Below are 22,677 nucleotides of genomic sequence, written 5' to 3'. Positions count from 1 at the left end.
TACCTATGAGCGGCAGCGACAACCCCTATAATGGTTCCTTCGGAAATCAGATGACGGCGACGACAAGCTTCGGCGCTCAGCCGGCACCCGCGGCTGCGGCAGGCAGCTACATCACCGACACGACGACCGCGAATTTCGGCAAGGACGTCATCGAGGAGTCGCGCAAGCAGCCGGTGCTGGTCGATTTCTGGGCGCCTTGGTGCGGGCCGTGCAAACAGCTGACGCCGGTGCTGGAAAAGGTGGTCAACGACGCCAAGGGCCGCGTCCGGCTGGTCAAGATGAACATCGACGACCATCCCTCGATCGCCGGCCAGCTCGGCATCCAGTCGATCCCCGCCGTCATCGCCTTCGTCAACGGCCGTCCCGCCGACGGCTTCATGGGCGCCGTGCCGGAAAGCCAGATCCAGCAGTTCATCGACCGCATCGCCGGTCCGGCCGGCGCCGACGAGGCGGCCGAGATCGAGGCCGTGGTCACCGAAGCGGCAGAATTGCTGGCCGCCGGCAATCTCAATGAGGCCGCTCAGCTCTACGCCGCCGTGATGCAGGCCGATCCCGAAAATGCCAAGGCGATTGCCGGGATGGCCGAATGCATGATCGCCGCCAACCAGCATGAGCGGGCGCGCCAAACCCTGACGGATCTGCCGGAGGAGCTCTCGAAAGACGCCGGCATCCAGGCGGTGCTGAAAAAGCTCGAACAGATCGAGGAAGCCCGCAAGCTCGGCGATCCGGTTGCGCTCGAACGCGACCTTGCCGCAAACCCCGACGACCACGAGGCACGGCTGAAGCTTGCCAAGATCCTCAATGTCGAAGGCCGGCGCGACGAAGCGGCCGAGCACCTGCTGCTGATCATGCGCAAGGACCGCGCCTTCGACGATGACGGCGCCCGCCGCCAGCTGCTGCAGTTCTTCGAGGTCTGGGGCTTCAAGGATCCGGCGACGGTGTCGGCCCGGCGCAAGCTTTCGGCGATGCTGTTTTCGTAGCGCGTTGCGGCTCCAACAGGACGGCAAGGCGCCGGATCGCTTGAATCGGTGTCCAATCCCGTTGAAAGCCGATTCCGATTTTCCGGGGTATGGGCTAAGTTTCGAGCATCTGCCCTTGCGTTTTCGAGCGGGGGCACCACATTCTCGTCAGGACGGGCATGCCCGTTACAAGAATGCGGGACGGTTACATGCAAGTCGGGAATGCCAGATACCTGAAGCCGGGCGATCTGCCTGATACGATCGCCGTCTTCCCCCTGACCGGTGCCCTCCTTCTGCCGGCCGGGCAGCTTCCGCTCAACATTTTCGAACCGCGTTATCTGGCGATGCTGGATGCGGCACTGACGGGAAACCGGCTGATCGGCATGGTCCAGCCGGCGCTCGGCGAACACGAAGACAAAGGCGGCGATCCCAACCTTGCCGCTGTCGGCTGCCTCGGCCGCATCACCTCCTTCGCCGAGACCGGCGATGGGCGCTATATCGTCTCGCTGACCGGCGTCTGCCGCTTTCGGTTGCTGGAGGAGAAAACCACCAGCGATCCCTTCCGTACCTTCCGTATCGCCCCGTTCATCGCCGATCTCTCGGCCGCCAACGAGGAGGAGGCGGTCGACCGCGCAGCACTTCTGACCGCCTTCAAGGCCTATCTCGATGCCAACAAGCTGGAAGCCGATTGGGAGAGCGTCGAGCGGGCGAGCAATCTGACGCTCGTCAATTCGCTGGCGATGATGTCGCCGTTCGGGCCGGCGGAAAAACAGGCGCTGTTAGAGGCGCCCGATCTGAAGACGCGGGCCGAAACGCTGATCGCCATTACCGAGATCGTACTGGCGCGTGTCTTCGGTGACTCCGACACGGTTCTGCAGTAGACTTCGGCCATGGACGAAAAACTCAGCCGCGTCGATCCGAAACTGCTCGATCTCCTGGTCTGCCCGCTCTCCAAGGGCCGGCTTTCCTATGATCGCGAGCACAATGAGCTTGTCTCGGAAAAAGCGCGGCTTGCCTATCCGATCCGCGACGGCATTCCGATCATGCTGGTCTCCGAAGCCCGCCGCCTCGACGAATAACGCTCTTCAAATCGAGCTCAAATTGCTTGGCCGGCCAGCAGCCGCGGATTGTCCTTGGCGGTCGTTCCGGCCGCCTGGCCGATCAAGAAGGATTTGAGGCGCGGCAGCCGGTCGACAATGCCGAGGCCGACGTCGCGGGCGATGCGGATCGGTGTTGCGTCGTTGGAGAACAGCCGGTTCAGCACGTCGGTCGTCATGCCCATGCGGAAGGTGTCGAAGCGCCGCCAGGTCTGGTAGCGTTCGAGAATGTTGATCGAGCCGATATCGAGGCCGAGGCGATCGGCCTCGACGATGGTTTCGGCAAGGGCCGCCACATCCTTGAAGCCGAGGTTGAGGCCCTGTCCCGAAATCGGGTGAATGCCATGGGCGGCGTCGCCGGCCAGCGCAAAACGCGGCGCGACGAAGGCGCGGGCGAGTGTCAGGCCGAGCGGGAAGGCGCGTTTGTCGCCGATGATCTTCAGCGCCCCGAGCTTGTGGCCGAAGCGGCGTTCGAGCTCCTCCTCGAAAACCAGATCGTCGGCGGCGACCAACCGGTCGGCGTCATGTGTGCGCTCCGTCCAGACCAGCGAGGAGCGGTTGTTTCTGAGCGGCAGGATGGCGAAGGGTCCGGCCGGCAGGAAATGCTCCTCGGCGCAGCCCTCATGCGGCCGTTCATGCTCGACTGTCGCAACGATGCCGGACTGGCCGTAGTCCCAGGTGACGGTCTTGATGCCGGCGAGGTCGCGCAGTTTTGAGCGCACACCGTCGCAGGCCACCAGCAGCCGGCTCTCCAGCGTGCTGCCGTCGGAAAGCGTGACGGTGACGTGGCTGTCGTGCGTCTTCAGCTCCGTGGCGCCGAGGCCATGGCGGATGTCGATGCCGAGGCGCTCGCAGACGCCGCGCAGCGCTGCGACCATCGCCACATTCGGGATCATATGGGCGAAAGGCCGGCCTTCGGCCACTTCGCCGTCGAAGGTGAGAAACACCGGTCGCACCGGATCGGCGGTTTTCGAGTCGGTGACGATCATCTTGGTGATCGGCTGAGCCTCCGGCTCGATCTCGTTCCAGACGCCGAAGATTTCGAGCATTTTCGCTGCCGCCGCGATGACGGCCGAAGCGCGCGTATCGTTTTTCCAGACATGTTCCGGGGCCGCCTCGACGACCGCGACATTCAGATGCGGTGCTGCCTGCTTGACCGCGACAGCGGCGGAAAGGCCGACATAACCCCCGCCCACAACCAGCATATCCAGCATCGCGCGCTCCCGTACCTTGTGCCTCAGATGTGACCTATATAGATCATCGCAACTTCACTTCCTACCGCCGGGAGGCATACAAAATGACGCGCGAAATATCAGGGCCTTCGGCGATGGAGACGCTGCTTGCGACGCTCGACCTGGAGCCGATCGAGGTCGATATCTTCCGTGGGCGCAGCCCGCAGGCGGGCTGGCAGCGGGTCTTCGGCGGCCAGGTGATCGGCCAGGCGCTGATGGCGGCGCAGCGCACCATCGAGGGCGCGCGTTTCGTCCATTCGCTGCATGCTTATTTCATGCGCCCCGGCGATCCCTCGGTGCCGATCATCTACCAGGCGGAGCGCATCCGCGACGGATCAAGCTTCAATACGCGGCGCGTCGTCGCCATCCAGCACGGCAAGGCGATCTTCACGCTGTCGGCTTCCTTCCAGGTGGAGGAGCCGGGCTTCGACCACCAGATCGCCATGCCCGAGGTGCAGATGCCCGAAGCGCTGCTCGGCGAACAGCAGATCAAGGATCAGTATCTGACGCATGCGCCGGAGGCGATCCGAAAATACTGGCAGCGCGAGCGACCGATCGAGATCCGTCCCGTCTCGCTGACGCATTATTTTTCCGACAAGAAGCTCGACCCCAAACAGGACGTCTGGGTCCGCGCCACCGGCCCGGTTCCCGACGACCGGCTCTATCAGGCGGCGGTACTTGCCTATCTCTCGGACATGACGCTGCTCGATACGTCGCTCTATGCGCATGGCACCTCCATCTTCGATCAGAGCCTGCAGGTGGCGAGCCTCGATCATTCCATGTGGTTCCACAGACCCTGCAGGCTCGACGACTGGCTGCTCTATACGCAGGACAGCCCTTCGGCTTCGGGCGCCAGAGGGCTGACCCGCGGCAGCCTCTTTACCCGATCAGGCGTGCTGATCGCCTCCGTTGCGCAGGAAGGTCTGATTCGGAAAAAGGCAAATGAATAAATAATATGCATCTTTAAAAATTTGCGCATTATTTGTGCGCTTGTTGGGCGGTTATTTGCCGGTCATTTGCCTCTTTATTGGCGTCCTATATTATAGTCGTTGTTTTTCAATAAGTTATATCCCGCCTCGAATCTGGCACGTCCTTTGAATGTATATCGCCGGTCGCTGTCCAGGAATGTCAGCGGCAAGGAGAGTCGGCTCCGTGCCGAGGATAACGAAGGATGGGAAACCAGATGAAAATTGTGATGGCTATTATCAAGCCGTTCAAGCTCGATGAGGTCCGCGAAGCTCTTACGGCGATCGGTATTCAGGGACTGACCGTAACCGAAGTGAAGGGTTACGGGCGCCAGAAGGGGCATACCGAAATCTATCGCGGCACCGAATATGCGGTCAGCTTCCTGCCGAAGCTCAAGATCGAAATCGCCGTTGCATCGGAACTCGTCGACCGGGCGGTTGAAGCCATCGCGGCGTCGGCCAAAACCGGTCAGATCGGCGACGGCAAGATTTTCGTCTATTCGATCGATCATGCCGTGCGCATCCGTACGGGCGAAACCGATTCAGAAGCGCTGTAAGCGGCAGACAAGGAGCTTTTTTCAATGTCGACTTCGAAGTTTTCTTCCCCCTTTGCGCTGATCTGCGCAACTTCGGCCGCGTTGCTGGCGCCGGTTGTCGCTTTCGCGCAGGAGGCTGCGCCCGCCGCAGCCGCCACTACCGCTGCCGCCGCTCCGGCCTTCACCATGGACAAGGGTGACAATGCCTGGATGCTCATCTCCTCGGCGCTCGTCCTGCTGATGACCATCCCCGGCCTTGCGCTGTTCTACGGCGGCCTCGTCCGCGCCAAGAACATGCTCTCCGTGCTGATGCAGGTGTTCATGATCACCGCCGTCGTGGCGCTGCTCTGGGTGACCTACGGTTATTCGCTCGCCTTCACAGACGGCGGCTCGCTGAACAGCTTCGTCGGCGGCTTCTCGAAGGCGTTCCTGGCCGGCGTCAACACCTCATCGCTCGCCGAAACCTTCTCGAAGGGCGTCGCCATTCCGGAATATACCTTCATCGTCTTCCAGATGACCTTCGCCTGCATCACGCCCGGCCTGATCGTCGGCGCCTTCGCCGAGCGCGTCAAGTTCTCGGCCGTCATGCTCTTCGTCGTGCTCTGGGTCACCTTCATCTACTTCCCGATGGCGCATATGGTCTGGTTCTGGGGCGGTCCTAGCTCCTACACCTCGCCGGCCGGCCTGATCTTCTCCTACGGCGCAATCGACTTCGCCGGCGGCACGGTCGTCCACATCAATGCCGGTATCGCCGGTCTCGTCGGCGCCATCATGCTCGGCAAGCGCACCGGCTATAAGAAGGAAATCATGGCTCCGCATTCGATGACCCTGACCATGGTCGGCGCATCGCTGCTCTGGGTCGGCTGGTTCGGCTTCAATGCCGGCTCCAACCTCGAAGCCAATGGCTACGCCTCGCTTGCCTTTATCAACACCTTCGTCGCGACGGCTGCTGCCGCCGTCTCCTGGTGCGTCGTCGAAAGCCTGACCCGTGGCAAGGCGTCGATGCTCGGCGGCGCTTCGGGTGCGGTTGCCGGTCTCGTCGCCATCACCCCGGCCGCCGGATTTGCCGGCCCGATGGGCTCGATCGTTCTCGGCCTCGTCGTCTCGCCGGTCTGCTACTTCTTCGTCGACGTCGTGAAGAACAAGTTCAACTACGACGACAGCCTTGACGTCTTCGGCGTGCATTGCGTCGGCGGCATCCTCGGCGCTCTCGGCACCGGTATCCTCGTCAACCCGGCGCTCGGCGGTGCAGGCATCGTCGATTATTCGACGGCCGATTTCGCTGCTTCCTATGCCGGCACCGCAACCCAGGTGCTCGCCCAGGCCAAGGGCGTGCTGACGACGCTGCTGTGGTCGGGCATCGGTTCGGCGATCCTCTACAAGATCGTCGACGTCGTCATCGGCCTGCGCGTCAGCGTCGAAGCCGAGCGCGAAGGCCTCGACCTTTCGACCCACGGCGAAGCCGCCTACCACGCTTCCTGATCACAGGGTTTGCGGCGCCCGGCAGACGGGCGCCGCTTCACGGCCCGTCGCGGCCTATCTAGAGCTTTTCCGGGTTAGACCCGGAAAAGCTGTCATAGACCGCATTTGGCCCGAACCCTTTCCAGGTTCGGGCTTTTTTGATTTCCCCGTCCGGAATGCACGTCCCGGCATGCATGGTTAACATCGCTTTAACCCGGCTCTGATTAGGTAGAGCGGACGCATTTTGGCATGGCGAAGCTTCGGTGATTCGCATGCCCTCAGGCATTGGACGGGTTAGACACATGGCAAGAAGCACGTCGCCGGCGATGGATGGCCGTCCGGATCGGTTCTCCTTCTCGGCATTCATGCTGCGGCAGATCCAGGCGCTCATCGGCTTTGCGATCTTTCTGCTGCTGGCACTCTGCGTCGCGGCCCTGGCGACGTGGAACGTCGCCGATCCAAGCTATTCCTATGCCACGGCCAACCTGCCGACCAACATCCTCGGCTACAGCGGTGCTGCCTTTGCCGATCTCGTCATGCAGTTTCTCGGCCTTGCCAGCGTCGTTTCGATGCTGCCGATCGTCGCCTGGGCGCTGGCGCTGATCTCGGGCCGCCGCTTCAGCCGCATCCCCGCCCGTGCCGGCGCCTGGCTCGCCGGCACGGTGCTGTCCTGCGCGGTGATCGGCTGCTTTCCGCCGCCGCTCACCTGGCCGATCCCGAACGGCATCGGCGGCGTCGTCGGCGATATGATCCTGCGCTTTCCCGCCCTCTTCGTCGGCGCTTATCCCACCGGTACCTTCGCCATGGTCGTCGGCTGCATCTTTGCCGCGCCGACCGCCTGGATGATGCTGTTTGCCTCAGGTTTGGTCGGCCGCAGCGAGGCCGAGGAGGAGATCGAGGAAGATTACGTCGGAACGACAAGCAAGGCCCGCGTCGTCGGAGACGAGGACGAGGAGGACGAGTCGCGCTGGGTCGCTCTCAGCGGTGCGGTGACGCATGCCTGGTACATGAGCCAGGGGCGGCTGCGCCGCCTTCTCGGCATGGGGCCGCGCAAGCGCCGCCAGGGCGATTTCGAATCGCCCTATGATTTCAACGATGACGAGTTCGGCACGCTGAACGAACCGGTTCGCGCCAAGGCGCCGGCGACGCGCGGCGAGCGGATGGAACCGTCGATGGAGCCATCGATGGGAGCACGGGCGGCTTCGCCGCGCCGCATCGTCGCGCCGCCGTCGCTTTCCATCGACGACGAAGATGATGACGACGATCTGCCGTTCGACCGCGATATGCCGCCGCGCCCGGCCGATATCCTGCCGGATGACGATGACGACGACTGGATGATCCGCGCGCCGGCGAAAGCCGCCGGCAAGCCGGAGCCGCGTGTCGTTCCCGCCGTCTCACGTCCGAAGCCCGGCGCCCGTGTCGAGCGGGAGGCGCAGGGCTCGTTCATTCGTCCGGAAGGTTTCCAGCTTCCCTCGATGCATCTGCTTGCCGAACCGAAGAATGTCGTGCGCGATTCGACGCTTTCGGCCGATGCGCTGGAGCAGAACGCCCGCATGCTCGAAGGCGTGCTCGAGGATTTCGGCGTCAAGGGCGAGATCATCCATGTCCGCCCCGGTCCCGTCGTCACGCTTTATGAACTGGAGCCGGCGCCCGGCATCAAGTCGTCGCGGGTCATCGGCCTTGCCGACGATATCGCCCGCTCGATGAGCGCCATTGCCGCCCGCGTCGCCGTCGTGCCCGGCCGCAACGCGATCGGCATCGAATTGCCGAACCAGACGCGCGAGACCGTCTATCTGCGCGAACTCATCGCGTCCCGCGATTTCGACGGCAGCAAGGCCAAGCTCGCCATGGCGCTCGGCAAGACGATCGGCGGCGAAGCCGTCATTGCCGACCTTGCCAAGATGCCGCATCTGCTCGTCGCCGGCACCACCGGCTCGGGCAAGTCGGTCGCCATCAACACGATGATCCTGTCGCTGCTCTATCGCATGACGCCGGAACAGTGCCGGCTGATCATGATCGACCCGAAGATGCTCGAACTCTCCGTCTATGACGGCATTCCGCATCTGCTTTCGCCCGTCGTCACCGATCCGAAGAAGGCCGTCGTCGCGCTCAAATGGACGGTGCGCGAGATGGAAGAGCGCTACAAGAAGATGTCGAAGATCGGTGTGCGCAACATCGACGGCTTCAACACCCGCGTCGAGCAGGCCCTGTCGAAGGGCGAGGCGATTTCGCGCACGGTGCAGACCGGCTTCGACCGCCACACCGGCGAGGCAATGTACGAGACCGAAGAATTCGACCTGAGGCCGATGCCCTATATCGTCGTCATCATCGACGAAATGGCCGACCTGATGATGGTCGCCGGCAAGGATATCGAAGGCGCCGTGCAGCGTCTGGCGCAGATGGCGCGTGCCGCCGGCATCCACGTGATCATGGCGACGCAGCGCCCGTCGGTCGACGTCATCACCGGCACGATCAAGGCGAACTTCCCGACCCGCATTTCCTTCCAGGTGACCTCGAAGATCGACAGCCGCACCATTCTCGGCGAACAGGGTGCCGAACAGCTGCTCGGCCAGGGCGACATGCTCTATATGGCGGGCGGCGGGCGTATCCAGCGCGTGCACGGCCCGTTCGTCTCGGATGTCGAGGTTGAGGAGATCGTCTCCTATCTGAAGACCCAGGGCTCGCCGCAGTATCTCGATGCCATCACTGCCGATGACGACGACGATGGCGATTACGGCGGCGGTGGCGGCGGCCCCGCCGGCACGTCGAATCTTTCGGATTCGGAAGATCCCTATGACCAGGCCGTCGCCATCGTGCTGCGCGACGGCAAGGCTTCGACCTCCTACGTCCAGCGCCGACTCGGCATCGGCTACAACCGGGCCGCCTCGCTCATCGAGCGGATGGAGAAGGAGGGCATCATCGGGCCGGCCAACCATGCCGGCAAACGCGAAATTCTCGTTCCCACAGAAGGCGACATCCTCGACCGCTGAAATAATCGGCATATATTTCCGATGGGACCGCTTTTGCGGAAACCTGACGGCAGCCAAGCCGTTACCTCACGCAGGCAGGATCGCAACGCCTTGAAGACGCCGCCTTTCGGCAGCATGCAGATCGCATAAAGGAGATTTAGATGAGTAACTCCGACACCTTCCTCTCCGGCCTGACGGTAACGCGCCGCGATCTTCTCGGCGCCTTTGCTCTCGCTGCGATGGCAAGCGCCATTCCTTTCGGCGCGCATGCGCAGGCGGCGGCTCCGGCCTCCGGCACGGCGCAGGCGATCGCCGACCATTTCTCCGGCGTCACGACGATGCAGGGCGAATTCGTGCAGTTCGGTCCGCGCGGCGAGCAGACCGGCGGCAAGTTCTTCATCCAGCGTCCCGGCAAGCTGCGCTTCAACTATGACGATCCGTCGCCGATGCGGGTGATCGCCGACGGCAAGAACGTCGCCATCGGCAATACCAAGCTGAAAACCTGGGATCTCTATCCGCTTTCCAAGACGCCGCTCAGCCTGCTGCTGGCGCAGCGCATCGACCTGTCGGCCGGCATGGTGAAGGGCGTGAAGGAAGAGTCCGATCTGACGACGATCGCGCTCGGCAACAATACGGTGTTCGGAAACTCGACCATCACCATGATGTTCGACCCGAAGACCTACGATCTGCGCCAGTGGACGATCACCGACAATCAGGGCAAGGACACGTCGGTGATGATTTTCAACGTCAAGACAGGCGTGCAGTTCGACGATCGCGTCTTCCGCGTGCCCTATGAGACCATTCCGGGCACGCCGCAGTCGCGCGACTGAGGCCTTTTCGGTTGATCGCCCGCGGCTTTTGCACGCGGCCGGTTTCCTCCTGTCCGCCTTTGTTCTAAAGCCCTTTCATGAAAGCATGAAAGGGCTGGGCATATGGGCTTGTCGATCACCACCTGGAACATCAACTCGGTGCGGCTGCGCATGCCGATCGTCGAGCAGCTCGTTCTCAAGCAGCGGCCGGATATTCTCTGCCTGCAGGAAACCAAGGTGACGAACGAGCTCTTCCCGGCGGCCCCGCTGCGGGCCATGGGCTACGATCACATCATCATCCACGGCCAGAAGGGCTATCATGGCGTGGCGATCGCCTCGCGCATTCCGCTGACGGAGGATCACCGGCAGGATTATTGCGGGGTCGGCGATGCCCGCCATATCTCGGCGATCTTCGAACATGGCAACCGCCGTATCCGGCTGCACAATTTCTACGTCCCGGCCGGTGGCGACGAGCCGGATCGCACGATCAATCCGAAATTCGGCCACAAGCTCGATTTCATCGAGGAGATGAAGCATCTGAAAGCCAATGGCGAGGCGAATACGTCGGCGATCCTGGTCGGCGACCTGAACATCGCGCCGCTGGAGCACGATGTCTGGTCGCACAAACAGCTGCTGAAAATCGTCAGCCATACGCCCGTCGAAACCGACGGCTTGCTCGAGGTGATGAAGCGCGGCGCCTGGCTCGATCTCATGCGCCATCATGTGCCGGAGAGCGAGAAGCTTTATACCTGGTGGAGCTACCGCGCCAAGGACTGGGAGGCGGCCGACCGCGGCCGCCGTCTCGACCATATCTGGTCGTCATCGGATCTCGGGCCGCATCTCCGGCGCATCGAGATCCTGAAGGAGGCGCGCGGCTGGGATCGGCCCTCGGACCATGTGCCGGTCACGGCGCATTTCGATCTGTGACAGCGCTCAGCTGAAGCGGTAGAACTGGCTTGCGGCCTTTGCCGCAAGTTCGGCGAGATTGTCGCGGATGCGGTTCTCGATCGGCCGGGCTGCTTCCGGATATTCTTCGATCAGCCGGTGGAAAAGGGCACGGGTAATGCGGATGATGCTGGTGTCCTCGCGCGCGACCGCGGTGAATTTGCGCTCCACCAGCGTCACCAGCGCCAGCTCGGAAACCAGCGTTCCCGGGCCGGCGATCCCCCCCGTCCTCTGTATGCCGTCACTGCTCGTTGCACTCAGCTCCAGGCTGCCGCTGAGGACGACATAGGCGCTCTCGGCGGGCGAGCCCTGGCGAAACAGCATCTGGCCGGCGGCGATCATGCGCCGGTCGGCGCCGAAGGCAATCAGCCGCAGCTGATCCTCGTTCATGTCCTTGAACAGAGGAAGCTGCGCGAGCATGCGGATGTCGTCGGTCAGCGCCATGCGAGCTTTTCGCCTTAGAGCGATTCCAGCAAAACTGCGTCGTGGTTTTGCTGGAATTGGGTGAAAACAAAGAGATGGAGCATTTCCGTGATTCGGAGAAAAATGGAATTGCTCTAGGGTATGATCTTGTAGCCGCCGTTTTCCGTCACCAGGATTTCGGCATTGGAGGGATCGCGCTCGATCTTCTGGCGCAGCCGATAGACATGGGTTTCCAGCGTATGCGTGGTGACGCCCGAGTTATAGCCCCAGACCTCTTCGAGAAGCACGTCGCGGGTGACGACCTTCTGTTCGGCCCGGTAGAGATAGCGGATGATCGCCGCCTCCTTTTCCGTCAGCCGGATCTTCTGGCCGTTGTCGGTGGTCAGCAGCTTCTGGCTCGGTTTGAACAGGTAGGGGCCGACGGTGAAGGTGGCGTCCTCGCTCTGCTCGTGCTGGCGCAGCTGCACCCGGATGCGCGCGAGCAGCACGGCGAAGCGGAAAGGCTTGGTGACATAATCGTTGGCGCCGGCTTCGAGGCCGAGGATCGTATCCGAATCGGTATCGTGGCCGGTCAGCATGATGATCGGCGCCTTGAAGCCGCCCTTGCGCAGCAGCTTGACCGCCTCGCGGCCATCCATATCGGGCAGGCCGACATCCATGATCAAGAGGTCGACCGGCGTCGAGCGGGCGGTGGCAACACCCTTGCCGGCGTTGGCTTCCTGCAGAACCGAAAATTCCTCATACAGCGACAATTGCTCCGTCAGCGTCTGACGAAGGTCATCGTCGTCATCCACCAAAAGAATGGTGCGTGCGGTCATGCCCTTGCTTTCCTCATGTTAAGTCCCCTAGTCCTACGCCAAATTCCTCATTTGGCAAGGATCGCGCGGCGGGCCGTTGCAGCGCAGGTTTTGATATGATTTCAATCGGAGCCCCAGACAATGCAAGACATGCGAGAAAAATGGAAAAAACAAGGCGGGCGCCGGGGGTGAAGCCGTCGACGATCGTGGTGCGGCCGGCGCCCGGGCGCAAGAGCCGGGCGATCGTCCGGCTCGGCGCGATCACCGTCCCTGCCGCGATCGGCCGCTCCGGCCGCAGCGTGATCAAACGCGAGGGCGACGGCGCCACGCCGATCGCCTCGATGCGGCTGATATCCGGCTTCCGGCGCGGTGAGCGCAACGGCCGGCTTGCTACCCCGCTTCCCATCCGCCGAATCCGCGCCGACATGCTCTGGTGTGATCAGCCCGGCAACGCCAGCTATAACCGCCTCGTCCGGGCGCCGTTCGGCGCAAGCCATGAGGAGATGCGGCGCAGCGACGGGCTTTACGACATCTGCCTGGTGATGGACTGGAACATCTCCTCGCGGGTGCGCAATCGCGGCTCGGCGATCTTCTTCCATCTCATCCGCCCAGGCTACGAGCCGACGGCCGGTTGCGTGGCGGTCAGCCTGCGCGACATGCGCCGGCTTCTGCCGCATCTTCGGAAGGGGACGATTGTCCGGGTCCTCTGATTGTCATCCGGATCCGGCTGCCTATATCTTTCCGGTGACCGAGCGCTCAGGCTGAAATGCGCTCCGGGACGCTCCAAAGTGCGGGCGCAATTCATGCCTCGTCCAATTCTTCAAACTCCCGGAGATATAGTGTGACCGCTCAACCCATCATCACTTTCCATGACGGACATTCCATTCCCCAGGTCGGCCTCGGTGTCTGGCAGACGCCGCAGGAGATCGCCGCTCCGACGGTGCGCGCGGCGATTGCCGCCGGCTATCGCCATATCGATACGGCGTCCGGCTACGACAACGAAGAGGGTGTCGGCGAAGGCATCCGCGCCTCCGGCCTCGACCGCAAGGACATCTTCGTCACCACCAAGCTCAGAAACACCGACCAGGGCTACGACAATACGCTCAGCGCCTTCGACGGCAGTCTGAAGAAGCTCGGTTCCGACTATGTCGACCTCTATCTCGTTCACTGGCCGTCGCCGCATCGCGGCCTCTACACCGAAACCTGGAAGGCCTTCGTGCGCATCCGCGAAGAGGGCCGCGCCCGCTCGATCGGCGTGTCGAATTTCTGTCCCGAACATCTGGAGCGCATCATCGGCGAAACCGGCGTCGTTCCGGTCATCAACCAGATCGAGCTGCATCCCGACTTTCAGCAGAAAGCGGCGCAGGAGGCGCACAGGAAACTTGGTATCGCCACTGAATCCTGGAGCCCGCTCGGCCAGGGCAAGTTCATCTCGAACCCCGTTATCGGTGAGATCGCCCGGAAACATAGCAAGACGCCGGCTCAGGTCATCATCCGCTGGCACCTCGACACCGGCCTCGTCGTCATCCCGAAGTCGGTGACGCCGTCGCGCATCGAGGAGAATTTCCAGGTGTTCGACTTCAAGCTCGATGCCGACGATATGGCGGCGATTGCCAGGCTCGACAGCGCCGGCGCCCGCATGGGGCCGGACCCGATGACGGCAACTTTCTGATCACCGTTGCGATCAGCGCTAAAACAATTGCTGCGGCGGTCTTCCGGGTAAACTACCCGCGGCGACTGCCGCATGACGGAGAATGCGGACTTCGATCAGTAATTGCAGTTCGACGATCCGTTCGTCGGGGCAAAGCCGAAGTCACAGCTATTGTTCATGCGCTGTGGCCGTCCGATCGAGCCGGTATATTCGTCAGAAGTGTTGAAAGCCCGCGCGGGATACCAATAGCCGTTCGAGCTCTTGATATAGCCGGGCCGGGGGCTGCCATAGCCGCGATATCCGTTGAGGGATGGGATCTCGTTTTGCGCGACCTGCTGCAGCAGGCCGGACGGCGCCATAACTGCGATCGCGGGATGGAGGGTCCCGGCGCCGGCGGTGTCGATCGATGTCAGGGATGCAAACACGAACAGGCTGGCTTGCAGTAAACTCCGTACTATTTTCTGCCTCATGGCCCTTCCCTCGATGGCGCGGTGTTCGCCGAAGGCCTGAACGGGATCTGTCGTGTATCGCGCCCCATATCGATGAGGCCACAGGCGTTTTCCGATGTCGATTGCCCGAAAGGATGAAATTGGCAAAGCGGGCCATCCACAAACGGGCTTACCCGTTGAATTACAGCGGGATAGGGCGCAGCCGCCATAGAAAGCAAAACCGCCCGATGCGCGCGGAGCGCATCGGGCGGTTTTCATACTCTTCCCGTCGGACGAGGGATCAGTTCCACTCGCGGATATCGACGAAATGACCGGCAATCGCCGCCGCCGCCGCCATTGCCGGCGAGACGAGGTGCGTGCGGCCTTTGAAGCCCTGGCGGCCTTCGAAGTTGCGGTTCGAGGTCGAGGCGCAGCGCTCGCCCGGCTTCAGGCGGTCGTCGTTCATGGCAAGGCACATGGAGCAGCCCGGCTCGCGCCAGTCGAAGCCGGCGGCCTTGAAGATCTTGTCGAGGCCCTCTGCTTCCGCCTGTTCCTTGACGAGGCCGGAGCCCGGAACGATCATCGCATCGACGGTTGCGGCAACCGTCTTGCCTTCGACCACCTTGGCGACTTCGCGCAGATCCTCGATGCGGCCGTTGGTGCAGGAGCCGATGAAGACGCGATCAAGCGTGATGTCGGTCATTTTGGTGCCGGGCTTCAGGCCCATATAGTCGAGCGCGCGCCATTTGGAGGTGCGCTTGGTCTCGTCCTGGATATCGTCGGGATTGGGAACGATGCCCTGGACGGAGATGACGTCCTCGGGCGAGGAGCCCCAGGAGACGATCGGCGGCAGGCTGGCGGCATCGAGCACGACGACGCGGTCGTAATGCGCACCCTCGTCGGTCTGCAGCGTCTTCCAGTAGGCGATCGCCTGCTCCAGCGCCTCGCCCTTCGGCGCGCGCGGCTTGCCCTTGATGTATTCGAAGGTCTTTTCGTCAGGGGCGATCAGGCCGGCGCGGGCGCCGCCTTCGATGGTCATGTTGCAGATGGTCATGCGGCCTTCCATCGACAGCGAGCGGATCGCTTCGCCGGCAAATTCGATGACGTGGCCGGTGCCGCCGGCGGTGCCGATTTCGCCGATGATGGCGAGGATGATGTCCTTGGCGGTAACGTGCGGCGGCAGCAGGCCATCGACCCGCACCAGCATGTTCTTCGCCTTCTTCTGGATCAGCGTCTGGGTCGCCAGCACATGCTCGACTTCGGAGGTGCCGATGCCGTGCGCCAGCGCGCCGAAGGCGCCGTGCGTCGAGGTGTGGCTGTCGCCGCAGACGATCGTCATGCCGGGCAGGGTGAAGCCCTGTTCCGGACCGACGATGTGAACGATGCCCTGGCGCTTGTCGTTTGCCGAATAATATTCGACGCCGAATTCGGCGGCGTTGGTCGCCAGCGCTTCCACCTGGATGCGGCTTTCCTCGTTCTTGATGCCGAGATGGCGGTCGGGCGAGGTCGGAACGTTATGGTCGACGACGGCGAGCGTCTTTTCCGGGGCGCGAACCTTGCGGCCGGTCATCCGCAGGCCTTCGAACGCCTGCGGCGAGGTGACTTCGTGGACCAGGTGGCGGTCGATGTAGAGAAGACAGGTGCCGTCTTTCTGTTCGTCGACCAGATGATCGTCCCAGATCTTGTCGTAGAGGGTACGCGGTGCGCTCATGGCGTTAAGTCCGTTTTTGGATGCTTTTGGGAAATCGAGTAAAAAGCGGATCAAGCTCCGCCGGCCGTCATTCGATCAACGAAGTCGGCTGTTGAGCGCACCGGACACGCATGCAAAGAACCGCGCCGGCAGGCGATAATGGTCCTGCAGCACGAAAATATGCGCGCCTGTGCATCTGAACTTGGATTCCATCGCCTGCATATAGCGATTTTTCGCGGCGGCTTCAATTTGAATCATCAACAGCCCTTCCGCGGTCTCCTCGGCGTGTCACGGCTTTACCGCGACTTCATCCATTTCTCTGTCCGCCGTAGCGCCAGCGACAGGCCGATCGTCAGGATCAGGTAGATATAGGTGACGATCGAATAGGTCTCGAAGAAGCGGAAGGAGCCGGCGGCATAGACCTTGCCCATCTGGGTGATGTCGGCGACGCCGAGAACGGAGACGAGTGATGAATCCTTGACCATCGAGACGAAATCGTTGGAAAGCGGCGGGAAGATCACCCGGATCGCCTGCGGGAAGACGACGGAGCGGAAACGCCGGTAGCGGGAAAGGCCGAGTGCTTTGGCGGCCTCGATCTGGCCGAGATCGACCGACTGGAAGCCGGCCCGGAAGATTTCGGCGATGAAGGAGGAATAACCGATCGTCAGCGCGATGATCGCCCGCCACATCAGCGACAGATCGCGCACCAGGATGGGTTCGGCCATGCCTGAACTCACCAGCGGCGAAATCAGAAAATTATAGCCGGCAACCAGGGCCGGAGCGCCGACGAAGGCGACGTAGAACAGGAGCACCAGGATCGGGATACCGCGGATGATCTCGATGTAGAAGCGTGCGATCTGGCGCAGCACCGGGCTATCGGCCATGCCGAGCAGGCAGATTCCGAGGCCGAGCAGGGTGGCGAGCACGAAAGCGACCAGCGTCACGAAGACGGTGATACCGACACCGTTGACGACGGTGCGGAAGACCTGGGCGTAGATGTCGTTGGTGACGATGACCGCGGCAAGGACGATGCCGATCGCAACGAGCGCGACCAGCCACCATGGATAGTCGTCCTTGACGTGTCTGTCGGGAGATGGTCGCAAAGCCATCAGCTATGGCTCGGCGTCATTCGCCCATCTTGTAGTCGAGGAACCACTTCTTGTTCAGCGCATCCAGCGTGCCGTCGGCCTTGAGGACTGAAATGGCGGCGTTGACGGGGGCGACGAGATCGGAGCCCTTCGGGAAGATGAAGCCGAAATCCTCGGTGCCGAGCGGCCCGCCGATCAGCTTCAGGGCGCCGTTCGAGGCATCGACATAACCCTTGCCGGCGGTGCCGTCGGTCAGCACCACATCGACGTCGCCGGCCTTCAGCGCCTGAACGGTGGCGCCGAAGGTTTCGAAGAGCTTGATGCGCGGGTTCTGCTCATTGCCGTCGAGCACCTCGTAAACGGCGGTGTAGAAGGGCGTGGTGCCGGGCTGGGCGCCGACCAGGCCATCCTTGAATGCGGCGAAGGACTTTCCATCGGTGAAACGTTTCTCGTCGCCGCGCACCAGCATGAACTGCTGCGAACGCATATAGGGATCGGAGAAATCCACCTTCTGCTTGCGATCGTCCTTGATGGTGATGCCGGTCATGCCGATATTGTACTGGCCGTCGGACACCGCCTGGATCATCGCGTCCCAGCTGGTGTTCTGGTATTCGACCTTGAAATTCAGCCGCTTGGCGATTTCGCTCATCGCATCATATTCCCAGCCGATCGGCTTGCCGGATTTCGGGTCGACGAACTGCAGCGGCGGGTAGGCGTTCTCGGTCACGACGACGACGTTCTTTCCGCCAAGATTGGGCAGCTCAGCAGCCGATGCGGCCAAGGGTGCAAGCGCAAGGGCGGCGAAGCTCGCAAGGACAGTACGACGAAACAGCATGGAACGGCTCTCCGGGATTGAACGGCGAAAATTGTCACGGAAAACGTGCCGAAGGCAAGGCCGCCGGCTGCGTGCCCAAGCAAAAAAGAGAAAAGGCGACCCGAAGGCCGCCTTTCCAAGCGAAAGAATTTTGCGTGCGCAGATCTTATTCTGCTGCCGGTTCCGCTGCGGCGGCAGCGGCTGCTGCTTCAGCAGCGGCCTTGGCTTCTGCTGCTTCGGCTGCTGCCTTCTCGGCGGCGAGCGCCTGAGCTGCTGCAATCTTTTCAGCTTCGATGCGTGCCTTTTCCTCGGCGATGGCGGCGCGCTCGGCGTCGTTGAGCTTGCGGGCGCGCACGCCGGTGTCTTCAACGATACGGGCAGACTTGCCACGACGATCACGCAGGTAATAGAGCTTGGCGCGGCGGACCTTACCGCGGCGAACGACGTCGACGCTTTCGATCATCGGCGAGTAGACCGGGAATACGCGCTCGACGCCTTCACCGTAGGAGATCTTGCGGACCGTGAAGTTTTCCTGCAGGCCGCCGCCGGAGCGGGCGATGCAGACGCCTTCATAGGCCTGAACGCGGGTACGGTTGCCTTCCGTGACCTTCACGTTGACACGGACGGTATCGCCCGGGGAAAATTCGGGAAGCGTGCGCTTGGCTTCGATCTTGGCGGCCTGTTCGGCCTCAAGCTGCTGAATGATGTTCATCGTCTTAACCTTTGGTTCTTCTGAAACAGCCAGAGCGCTCGACACTGAATCCTTTGGAACTGGCCTCAGGACTTTGCCCTTCAGGGCGGGAGCGGGTTCGCCATTCTTTGTTTGCTGGCAGACGGGGATAACCCCATTTCCGCGTGCGCCAATACACGAAAGGCCGGGGCTTGTCATCCCTCGCACGACATTTTTGTGAAAGGGAGGCTGGTATCAGCCGTTTTTCTCGGTTTTCGCCTTTTCCAGAAGGTCCGGCCGCCGCTCCCGCGTCAGCCGCACCGCTTCCTGGTGCCGCCATTTCTCGATGGCGCCGTGATTGCCAGAGGTCAGGATCGCCGGAATTTCCCGGCCTTCCCACGCCTGCGGCCTGGTATAATGCGGATGTTCCAGCAGCCCGCCTTCGAAGCTTTCGTGCAGGCCGGAAAGATCGTTGCCCATGACGCCGGGCAGGATGCGGATGATCGCGTCGAGCACGATCAGCGCCGCCGGCTCGCCGCCTGACAGCACGTAGTCGCCGATCGAGACCTCCTCCAGCCCGCGCGCCTCGATCACCCGCTGGTCGACGCCCTCGAAGCGGCCACAGACTATGATGACGCCATCGCCCGAAGCAAGCGCGCGCACGCGCTCCTGCGTCAGCGGCCGGCCGCGCGGGCTCATCAGCAGGCGCGGGCGGGTATCGTTTTCCGCGGTGCTGTCGATCGCACGCGCGAGAACGTCAGGTTTCAGCACCATGCCGGCGCCGCCGCCGGCCGGGGTGTCGTCGACGGTGCGGTGCTTGTCGGTGGTGAAATCGCGGATCTGCACCGCATCCAGCGACCATTGCCCGCGCTCCATCGCCTTGCCGGCGAGCGAGAAGCCCAGATGTCCCGGAAACATTTCCGGATAGAGTGTCAGCACGCTCGCCCGGAAAGCCATCACTTCTTCTTTTTCGGCTTGTCCGCGGTGAATTTCGAAAGCTCTTCGGCATCGTCGACCAATCCCGCCGCCAGCGGGTCGATCAGCAGCGTGCCGGCCTCGAGGTCGATTTCCAGCACCGAGGCTTCGGAGAAGGGGATCAGCACCGGTCGCTTGCCCGGACCCTTGAGTTCCAGCAAATCGCCGGCGCCGAAATCGAAGACGCCGGTGACCGTGCCATAGCTGGCACCCTTGTCGTCGCGTGCTTCCAGGCCTTCGAGATCGGCATAGTAGAACTCGTCGTCTTCAAGCTCCTCGTCCGGCAGATTGTCGCGCTCGATATAGAGTTCGAGCCCGTTCAGCGCCTCGGCGGCATTGCGGTCGTTGACGCCGCGGAAACGGACGACGACGACATTCTTCGTCTCGCGGATTTCGAGGACTTCGAAGCTGCGGCCGTCCATGCTGTGCAGATGGCCGTAATCGCCAAGGGCGCTCGGATCGGCCGTGTAGGCCTTGGCGCGCACCTCTCCACGGAGACCTTGCGCGCCGCCGATCGTCGCCATCAGAACGGGGTTTTCAAGCTTTGTCATGGGTTCCTTCATGTGAAGCCGAAAGACAGGTTTCTCATAAACGAAGTGCGATCAATTGGAAACGAAAACGGGCGGCATGTCGCCATGCCGCCCGTCCGATCAGGGAATTGTCCCGATTATTCCGCGGCGTCGGCAGCAGCGGCGGCGTCAGCGATCTTCTGAGCCTTTTCAGCGGCGCGTTCCTGAGCGCGCTTGCCCGGCTTTGCCTTGACCGGGTTGTTCTTGGCTTCGCGCTTGGCAACGCCGGCTTCATTGAGGAAGCGCAGAACGCGGTCGGTCGGCTGGGCGCCGTTTTCGATCCAGTGCTTGATGCGCTCGGCGTTCAGCTGAACGCGCTTCTCGTCGTCCTTGGCGAGCATCGGGTTCCAGGAGCCGAGGTTTTCCAGGAAGCGGCCGTCACGCGGGCTGCGCGCATCGGCGAGAACGACGTGGTAATACGGGCGCTTCTTGGAGCCACCGCGGGCGAGACGAATTTTCAGTGCCATGTTCTTTACTCCTTAGGCTTTTCTTTGATCGCCTGATCAGTGATCAGGCGGGTTATCGGGCTGTGGCGCTCTGTTCAGCGTGATCCGCAGCGATCTGCTCATGATGCCGGATGACTTCCTTGATGACGAAGTTCAGGAACTTCTCGGCGAAATCCGGGTCCAGATTGGCGGCTTTCGCCAACTGGCGAAGGCGTTCGATCTGGTATTCCTCGCGCGCCGGATCGGCCGGCGGCAGATTGTATTTGGCCTTCAGCACGCCGACCTCTTTGGTGCACCGGAAGCGTTCGGCCAGCATGTGCACGAGCGCGGCGTCGATATTGTCGATCGACTGACGATAGCTCGCGAGCTGGGCTTTGACGTTCGGATCAATCATGGGGCAAGCGATCCTTTCACTTCTTCTTCGGCAAGCCGGGCAATCCCGGGAAACCACCGCCGAGACCCGGCAGCTTGGCGCCGCCGAGGCCAGGCAAACCACCCGGCAGGCCGCCGAGACCGGGCATACCCCCACCCGGCTTTCCAAGCCCCGCCGCTTCCGCCTGCTTCTGCAAGGCCTCGAGCTGCCGGGGATCGATATTGGAGAGATCGGGCATGCCGCCTAGGCCGCCGCCAAGCCCCATCTTGCCGGCAAGGCCGCCCATCATCTGCTTCATCATGCCGCCTTTGCCCTTGCCGCCCATCATCTTCATCATGTCGGCCATCTGGCGGTGCATCTTCAGAAGCTTATTGATGGCGGCGGCATCGGTGCCGGAACCGGCGGCGATGCGCTTCTTGCGCGAATGCTTGAGCAGGTCGGGGTTGGCGCGCTCGGCCCTGGTCATCGACTGGATGATGGCGATCTGACGGCCGAAAAGCTTGTCGTCGAGGCCGGCTGCGGCCATCTTGTCCTTCATCCCGGCCATGCCGGGCATCATCCCCATGATGCCGCCCATGCCGCCCATCTTCTGCATCTGGCGCAGCTGATCGGCGAGGTCGTCGAGATCGAATTTGCCCTTGGCCATCTTGGCGGCCATGGCGGCCGCCTTCTCGGCGTCGATATTCTCGGCCGCGCGCTCGACGAGCGAGACGATGTCGCCCATGCCGAGGATGCGGTCGGCGATACGGCGGGGATGAAACTCCTCCAGCTCGCTCATCTTCTCGCCGACGCCGATCAGCTTGATCGGCTTGCCGGTGACGGCGCGCATCGAAAGGGCGGCACCGCCGCGGCCGTCGCCGTCCATGCGGGTCAGCACCAGGCCGGTGATGCCGACACGGTCGTCGAAGTTGCGGGCGAGGTTGACGGCGTCCTGACCGGTGAGCGAGTCGGCGACCAGCAGGATTTCATGCGGGTTCGAGCGCTTCTTGATGTCGGCCATCTCGACCATCAAGGGCTCGTCGATATGCGTGCGGCCGGCAGTGTCGAGGATGACGACGTCATGGCCGCCGAGTCTCGCCGCCTGCACGGCGCGGGCGGCGATATCGGTCGGCGACTGGCCTGAAATAATGGGCAGTGTGTCTATGCTGGCCTGGGCGCCGAGCTGGCGAAGCTGCTCCTGGGCTGCCGGACGACGCGTGTCGAGCGACGCCATCAGCACCTTCTTCTTATCGCGCGTCGACAGGCGATGGGCGATTTTGGCTGTCGTCGTCGTCTTGCCCGAGCCCTGCAGGCCGACCATCATGACGACGACGGGGGCGGCCGCATGCAGGTCGATGCCGACGCCTTCGCCGCCCAGCATTTCGATCAGTTCGTCATGGACGATCTTGACGACCATCTGACCGGGTTTGATCGACTTCAGGATCTCGGCGCCGACGGCCTTTTCCCGCACGCGGTCGGTGAAGGAACGCACGACGTCGAGCGCGACGTCGGCCTCCAGCAGCGCACGGCGAACCTCGCGCAGCGCTGCGGAAACATCGGCTTCCGAAAGCGCGCCACGGCCTGTCAGTCCATTCAGAATGGATCCAAGACGGTCCTGGAGGTTTTCAAACATGGGCTCTTCCTTGATACGTTTCGGGCGGGTTCGATATGCCCGGAAACGTCGTGCTTTTCCTTGACGAAAACAAGACGCAAAGCCAAAAAGCACCCGAGGGCGCATCGCGCTGTCGGGTGTTGACCTCCGGGATCTCAGGTCCCGGTCGGCGGCTCGGAGTCATGCGGC

The 22,677-nt window shown here is 62.5% G+C and carries 25 protein-coding genes; 11 read left to right on the top strand and 14 right to left on the bottom strand.

Annotated elements, in window-relative coordinates; genetic code table 11:
* The first annotated feature begins 5 nt into the window (after positions 1–5).
* The 3 genes from trxA (at position 6) to AMK05_RS21455 (ending at position 2,038) form a co-directional block, all read left to right on the top strand.
* On the top strand, positions 6–980 hold the full coding sequence (gene trxA / locus AMK05_RS21465; RefSeq protein WP_064841053.1) for a thioredoxin: 975 nt from the start codon (positions 6–8) through the stop codon (positions 978–980).
* A 173-nt stretch (positions 981–1,153) separates the two neighbouring features.
* Positions 1,154–1,840 (top strand): LON peptidase substrate-binding domain-containing protein, encoded by a 687-nt coding sequence (locus AMK05_RS21460; RefSeq protein WP_171899839.1) that lies wholly within the window; start codon positions 1,154–1,156, stop codon positions 1,838–1,840.
* A gap of 9 nt (positions 1,841–1,849) precedes the next feature.
* The gene (locus AMK05_RS21455; protein WP_003589705.1) at positions 1,850–2,038 is read left to right on the top strand and encodes a Trm112 family protein; all 189 of its coding nucleotides are present in this window, start codon (positions 1,850–1,852) and stop codon (positions 2,036–2,038) included.
* Positions 2,039–2,055: 17 nt separating this feature from the next.
* Here AMK05_RS21455 and AMK05_RS21450 read toward each other — a convergent pair whose 3' ends face one another.
* The gene (locus AMK05_RS21450; protein ID WP_064841052.1) at positions 2,056–3,270 is read right to left on the bottom strand and encodes a ubiquinone biosynthesis hydroxylase; all 1,215 of its coding nucleotides are present in this window, start codon (positions 3,268–3,270) and stop codon (positions 2,056–2,058) included.
* Between the two features lie 83 nt (positions 3,271–3,353).
* On the opposite strand from AMK05_RS21450, the gene tesB reads away from it, so the two are divergent.
* From tesB to AMK05_RS21420, 6 genes are all read left to right on the top strand, one after another.
* Positions 3,354–4,238: an acyl-CoA thioesterase II gene (gene tesB / locus AMK05_RS21445; RefSeq protein WP_064841051.1), complete on the top strand. Its 885-nt coding sequence runs from the start codon at positions 3,354–3,356 to the stop codon at positions 4,236–4,238.
* 221 nt (positions 4,239–4,459) lie between these two features.
* Complete coding sequence (locus AMK05_RS21440) at positions 4,460–4,810, top strand: P-II family nitrogen regulator (protein WP_003543684.1); 351 nt, start codon at positions 4,460–4,462, stop codon at positions 4,808–4,810.
* A 24-nt stretch (positions 4,811–4,834) separates the two neighbouring features.
* On the top strand, positions 4,835–6,271 hold the full coding sequence (locus tag AMK05_RS21435; RefSeq protein WP_064841050.1) for an ammonium transporter: 1,437 nt from the start codon (positions 4,835–4,837) through the stop codon (positions 6,269–6,271).
* Positions 6,272–6,552: 281 nt separating this feature from the next.
* Positions 6,553–9,240, top strand: coding sequence for an FtsK/SpoIIIE family DNA translocase (locus AMK05_RS21430; protein WP_064841049.1), 2,688 nt, complete (start codon positions 6,553–6,555; stop codon positions 9,238–9,240).
* A 140-nt stretch (positions 9,241–9,380) separates the two neighbouring features.
* Positions 9,381–10,049 carry an outer membrane lipoprotein carrier protein LolA gene (locus tag AMK05_RS21425; protein ID WP_064841048.1) on the top strand — a complete coding sequence of 223 codons (669 nt, stop codon included), beginning with the start codon at positions 9,381–9,383 and terminating at the stop codon, positions 10,047–10,049.
* Positions 10,050–10,151: 102 nt separating this feature from the next.
* Positions 10,152–10,955 carry an exodeoxyribonuclease III gene (locus AMK05_RS21420; protein ID WP_064841047.1) on the top strand — a complete coding sequence of 268 codons (804 nt, stop codon included), beginning with the start codon at positions 10,152–10,154 and terminating at the stop codon, positions 10,953–10,955.
* Positions 10,956–10,961: 6 nt separating this feature from the next.
* Here the strand turns inward: AMK05_RS21420 and AMK05_RS21415 are convergent, their stop codons facing one another.
* Both AMK05_RS21415 and AMK05_RS21410 read right to left on the bottom strand, forming a co-directional pair.
* A complete protein-coding gene (locus AMK05_RS21415; RefSeq protein ID WP_064841046.1) occupies positions 10,962–11,417 on the bottom strand; it encodes a cyclic nucleotide-binding domain-containing protein in 456 nt (151 codons plus the stop codon).
* 113 nt (positions 11,418–11,530) lie between these two features.
* Positions 11,531–12,214, bottom strand: a complete 684-nt coding sequence (locus AMK05_RS21410; protein WP_003582964.1) for a response regulator transcription factor — start codon at positions 12,212–12,214, stop codon at positions 11,531–11,533.
* A 167-nt stretch (positions 12,215–12,381) separates the two neighbouring features.
* On the opposite strand from AMK05_RS21410, the gene AMK05_RS21405 reads away from it, so the two are divergent.
* Positions 12,382–12,903 carry a L,D-transpeptidase family protein gene (locus tag AMK05_RS21405; RefSeq protein WP_064841045.1) on the top strand — a complete coding sequence of 174 codons (522 nt, stop codon included), beginning with the start codon at positions 12,382–12,384 and terminating at the stop codon, positions 12,901–12,903.
* Positions 12,904–13,034: 131 nt separating this feature from the next.
* Complete coding sequence (locus tag AMK05_RS21400) at positions 13,035–13,865, top strand: aldo/keto reductase (protein WP_064841044.1); 831 nt, start codon at positions 13,035–13,037, stop codon at positions 13,863–13,865.
* A gap of 95 nt (positions 13,866–13,960) precedes the next feature.
* On the opposite strand, the gene AMK05_RS21395 is transcribed toward AMK05_RS21400, so the two are convergent.
* From AMK05_RS21395 to ffh, 11 genes are all read right to left on the bottom strand, one after another.
* Positions 13,961–14,314 (bottom strand): hypothetical protein, encoded by a 354-nt coding sequence (locus AMK05_RS21395; protein WP_064841043.1) that lies wholly within the window; start codon positions 14,312–14,314, stop codon positions 13,961–13,963.
* A gap of 259 nt (positions 14,315–14,573) precedes the next feature.
* The gene (gene leuC, locus AMK05_RS21390; protein ID WP_064841042.1) at positions 14,574–15,983 is read right to left on the bottom strand and encodes a 3-isopropylmalate dehydratase large subunit; all 1,410 of its coding nucleotides are present in this window, start codon (positions 15,981–15,983) and stop codon (positions 14,574–14,576) included.
* A gap of 75 nt (positions 15,984–16,058) precedes the next feature.
* A complete protein-coding gene (locus tag AMK05_RS34715; protein ID WP_003589725.1) occupies positions 16,059–16,220 on the bottom strand; it encodes a hypothetical protein in 162 nt (53 codons plus the stop codon).
* Positions 16,221–16,258: 38 nt separating this feature from the next.
* Entirely contained in the window at positions 16,259–17,071 is an 813-nt protein-coding gene (locus AMK05_RS21385) for an amino acid ABC transporter permease (RefSeq protein WP_064841041.1), read from the bottom strand.
* Between the two features lie 16 nt (positions 17,072–17,087).
* Positions 17,088–17,885 (bottom strand): transporter substrate-binding domain-containing protein, encoded by a 798-nt coding sequence (locus AMK05_RS21380; RefSeq protein WP_064841040.1) that lies wholly within the window; start codon positions 17,883–17,885, stop codon positions 17,088–17,090.
* Between the two features lie 145 nt (positions 17,886–18,030).
* Positions 18,031–18,576 carry a 50S ribosomal protein L19 gene (gene rplS, locus AMK05_RS21375; RefSeq protein WP_064841039.1) on the bottom strand — a complete coding sequence of 182 codons (546 nt, stop codon included), beginning with the start codon at positions 18,574–18,576 and terminating at the stop codon, positions 18,031–18,033.
* 213 nt (positions 18,577–18,789) lie between these two features.
* Positions 18,790–19,491 carry a tRNA (guanosine(37)-N1)-methyltransferase TrmD gene (gene trmD / locus AMK05_RS21370; protein ID WP_064841038.1) on the bottom strand — a complete coding sequence of 234 codons (702 nt, stop codon included), beginning with the start codon at positions 19,489–19,491 and terminating at the stop codon, positions 18,790–18,792.
* Entirely contained in the window at positions 19,491–20,060 is a 570-nt protein-coding gene (rimM, locus tag AMK05_RS21365) for a ribosome maturation factor RimM (protein ID WP_064841480.1), read from the bottom strand. Before rimM ends, trmD begins: the two co-directional genes overlap by 1 nt.
* Positions 20,061–20,176: 116 nt before the next feature.
* Positions 20,177–20,545, bottom strand: coding sequence for a 30S ribosomal protein S16 (rpsP, locus tag AMK05_RS21360; protein ID WP_064841037.1), 369 nt, complete (start codon positions 20,543–20,545; stop codon positions 20,177–20,179).
* 52 nt (positions 20,546–20,597) lie between these two features.
* Complete coding sequence (locus AMK05_RS21355; protein WP_064841036.1) at positions 20,598–20,918, bottom strand: chorismate mutase; 321 nt, start codon at positions 20,916–20,918, stop codon at positions 20,598–20,600.
* 16 nt (positions 20,919–20,934) lie between these two features.
* Complete coding sequence (ffh, locus tag AMK05_RS21350) at positions 20,935–22,509, bottom strand: signal recognition particle protein (RefSeq protein ID WP_064841035.1); 1,575 nt, start codon at positions 22,507–22,509, stop codon at positions 20,935–20,937.
* Positions 22,510–22,677 lie beyond the last annotated feature (168 nt).

This window comes from Rhizobium sp. N324, assembly GCF_001664485.1.
In the GTDB taxonomy this organism is placed as follows: domain Bacteria; phylum Pseudomonadota; class Alphaproteobacteria; order Rhizobiales; family Rhizobiaceae; genus Rhizobium.
This window is presented reverse-complemented; position numbering and strand designations above follow the sequence as displayed.

Excerpts from the sequence above, each read along its gene's own strand:
- AMK05_RS21380 (WP_064841040.1), bottom strand. The coding sequence starts at position 17,885 with ATGCTGTTTCGTCGTACTGTCCTTGCGAGCTTCGCCGCCCTTGCGCTT.
- AMK05_RS21455 (WP_003589705.1), top strand. The coding sequence starts at position 1,850 with ATGGACGAAAAACTCAGCCGCGTCGATCCGAAACTGCTCGATCTCCTG.
- AMK05_RS21430 (WP_064841049.1), top strand. The coding sequence starts at position 6,553 with ATGGCAAGAAGCACGTCGCCGGCGATGGATGGCCGTCCGGATCGGTTC.
- rplS (WP_064841039.1), bottom strand. The coding sequence starts at position 18,576 with ATGAACATCATTCAGCAGCTTGAGGCCGAACAGGCCGCCAAGATCGAA.
- AMK05_RS34715 (WP_003589725.1), bottom strand. The coding sequence starts at position 16,220 with ATGATTCAAATTGAAGCCGCCGCGAAAAATCGCTATATGCAGGCGATG.
- rimM (WP_064841480.1), bottom strand. The coding sequence starts at position 20,060 with ATGACAAAGCTTGAAAACCCCGTTCTGATGGCGACGATCGGCGGCGCG.
- AMK05_RS21355 (WP_064841036.1), bottom strand. The coding sequence starts at position 20,918 with ATGATTGATCCGAACGTCAAAGCCCAGCTCGCGAGCTATCGTCAGTCG.
- AMK05_RS21460 (WP_171899839.1), top strand. The coding sequence starts at position 1,154 with ATGCGGGACGGTTACATGCAAGTCGGGAATGCCAGATACCTGAAGCCG.
- AMK05_RS21425 (WP_064841048.1), top strand. The coding sequence starts at position 9,381 with ATGAGTAACTCCGACACCTTCCTCTCCGGCCTGACGGTAACGCGCCGC.
- AMK05_RS21440 (WP_003543684.1), top strand. The coding sequence starts at position 4,460 with ATGGGAAACCAGATGAAAATTGTGATGGCTATTATCAAGCCGTTCAAG.
- AMK05_RS21385 (WP_064841041.1), bottom strand. The coding sequence starts at position 17,071 with ATGGCTTTGCGACCATCTCCCGACAGACACGTCAAGGACGACTATCCA.
- AMK05_RS21435 (WP_064841050.1), top strand. The coding sequence starts at position 4,835 with ATGTCGACTTCGAAGTTTTCTTCCCCCTTTGCGCTGATCTGCGCAACT.
- tesB (WP_064841051.1), top strand. The coding sequence starts at position 3,354 with ATGACGCGCGAAATATCAGGGCCTTCGGCGATGGAGACGCTGCTTGCG.
- AMK05_RS21395 (WP_064841043.1), bottom strand. The coding sequence starts at position 14,314 with ATGAGGCAGAAAATAGTACGGAGTTTACTGCAAGCCAGCCTGTTCGTG.
- ffh (WP_064841035.1), bottom strand. The coding sequence starts at position 22,509 with ATGTTTGAAAACCTCCAGGACCGTCTTGGATCCATTCTGAATGGACTG.
- rpsP (WP_064841037.1), bottom strand. The coding sequence starts at position 20,545 with ATGGCACTGAAAATTCGTCTCGCCCGCGGTGGCTCCAAGAAGCGCCCG.
- AMK05_RS21420 (WP_064841047.1), top strand. The coding sequence starts at position 10,152 with ATGGGCTTGTCGATCACCACCTGGAACATCAACTCGGTGCGGCTGCGC.
- AMK05_RS21415 (WP_064841046.1), bottom strand. The coding sequence starts at position 11,417 with ATGGCGCTGACCGACGACATCCGCATGCTCGCGCAGCTTCCTCTGTTC.
- AMK05_RS21410 (WP_003582964.1), bottom strand. The coding sequence starts at position 12,214 with ATGACCGCACGCACCATTCTTTTGGTGGATGACGACGATGACCTTCGT.
- leuC (WP_064841042.1), bottom strand. The coding sequence starts at position 15,983 with ATGAGCGCACCGCGTACCCTCTACGACAAGATCTGGGACGATCATCTG.
- trmD (WP_064841038.1), bottom strand. The coding sequence starts at position 19,491 with ATGGCTTTCCGGGCGAGCGTGCTGACACTCTATCCGGAAATGTTTCCG.
- trxA (WP_064841053.1), top strand. The coding sequence starts at position 6 with ATGAGCGGCAGCGACAACCCCTATAATGGTTCCTTCGGAAATCAGATG.
- AMK05_RS21450 (WP_064841052.1), bottom strand. The coding sequence starts at position 3,270 with ATGCTGGATATGCTGGTTGTGGGCGGGGGTTATGTCGGCCTTTCCGCC.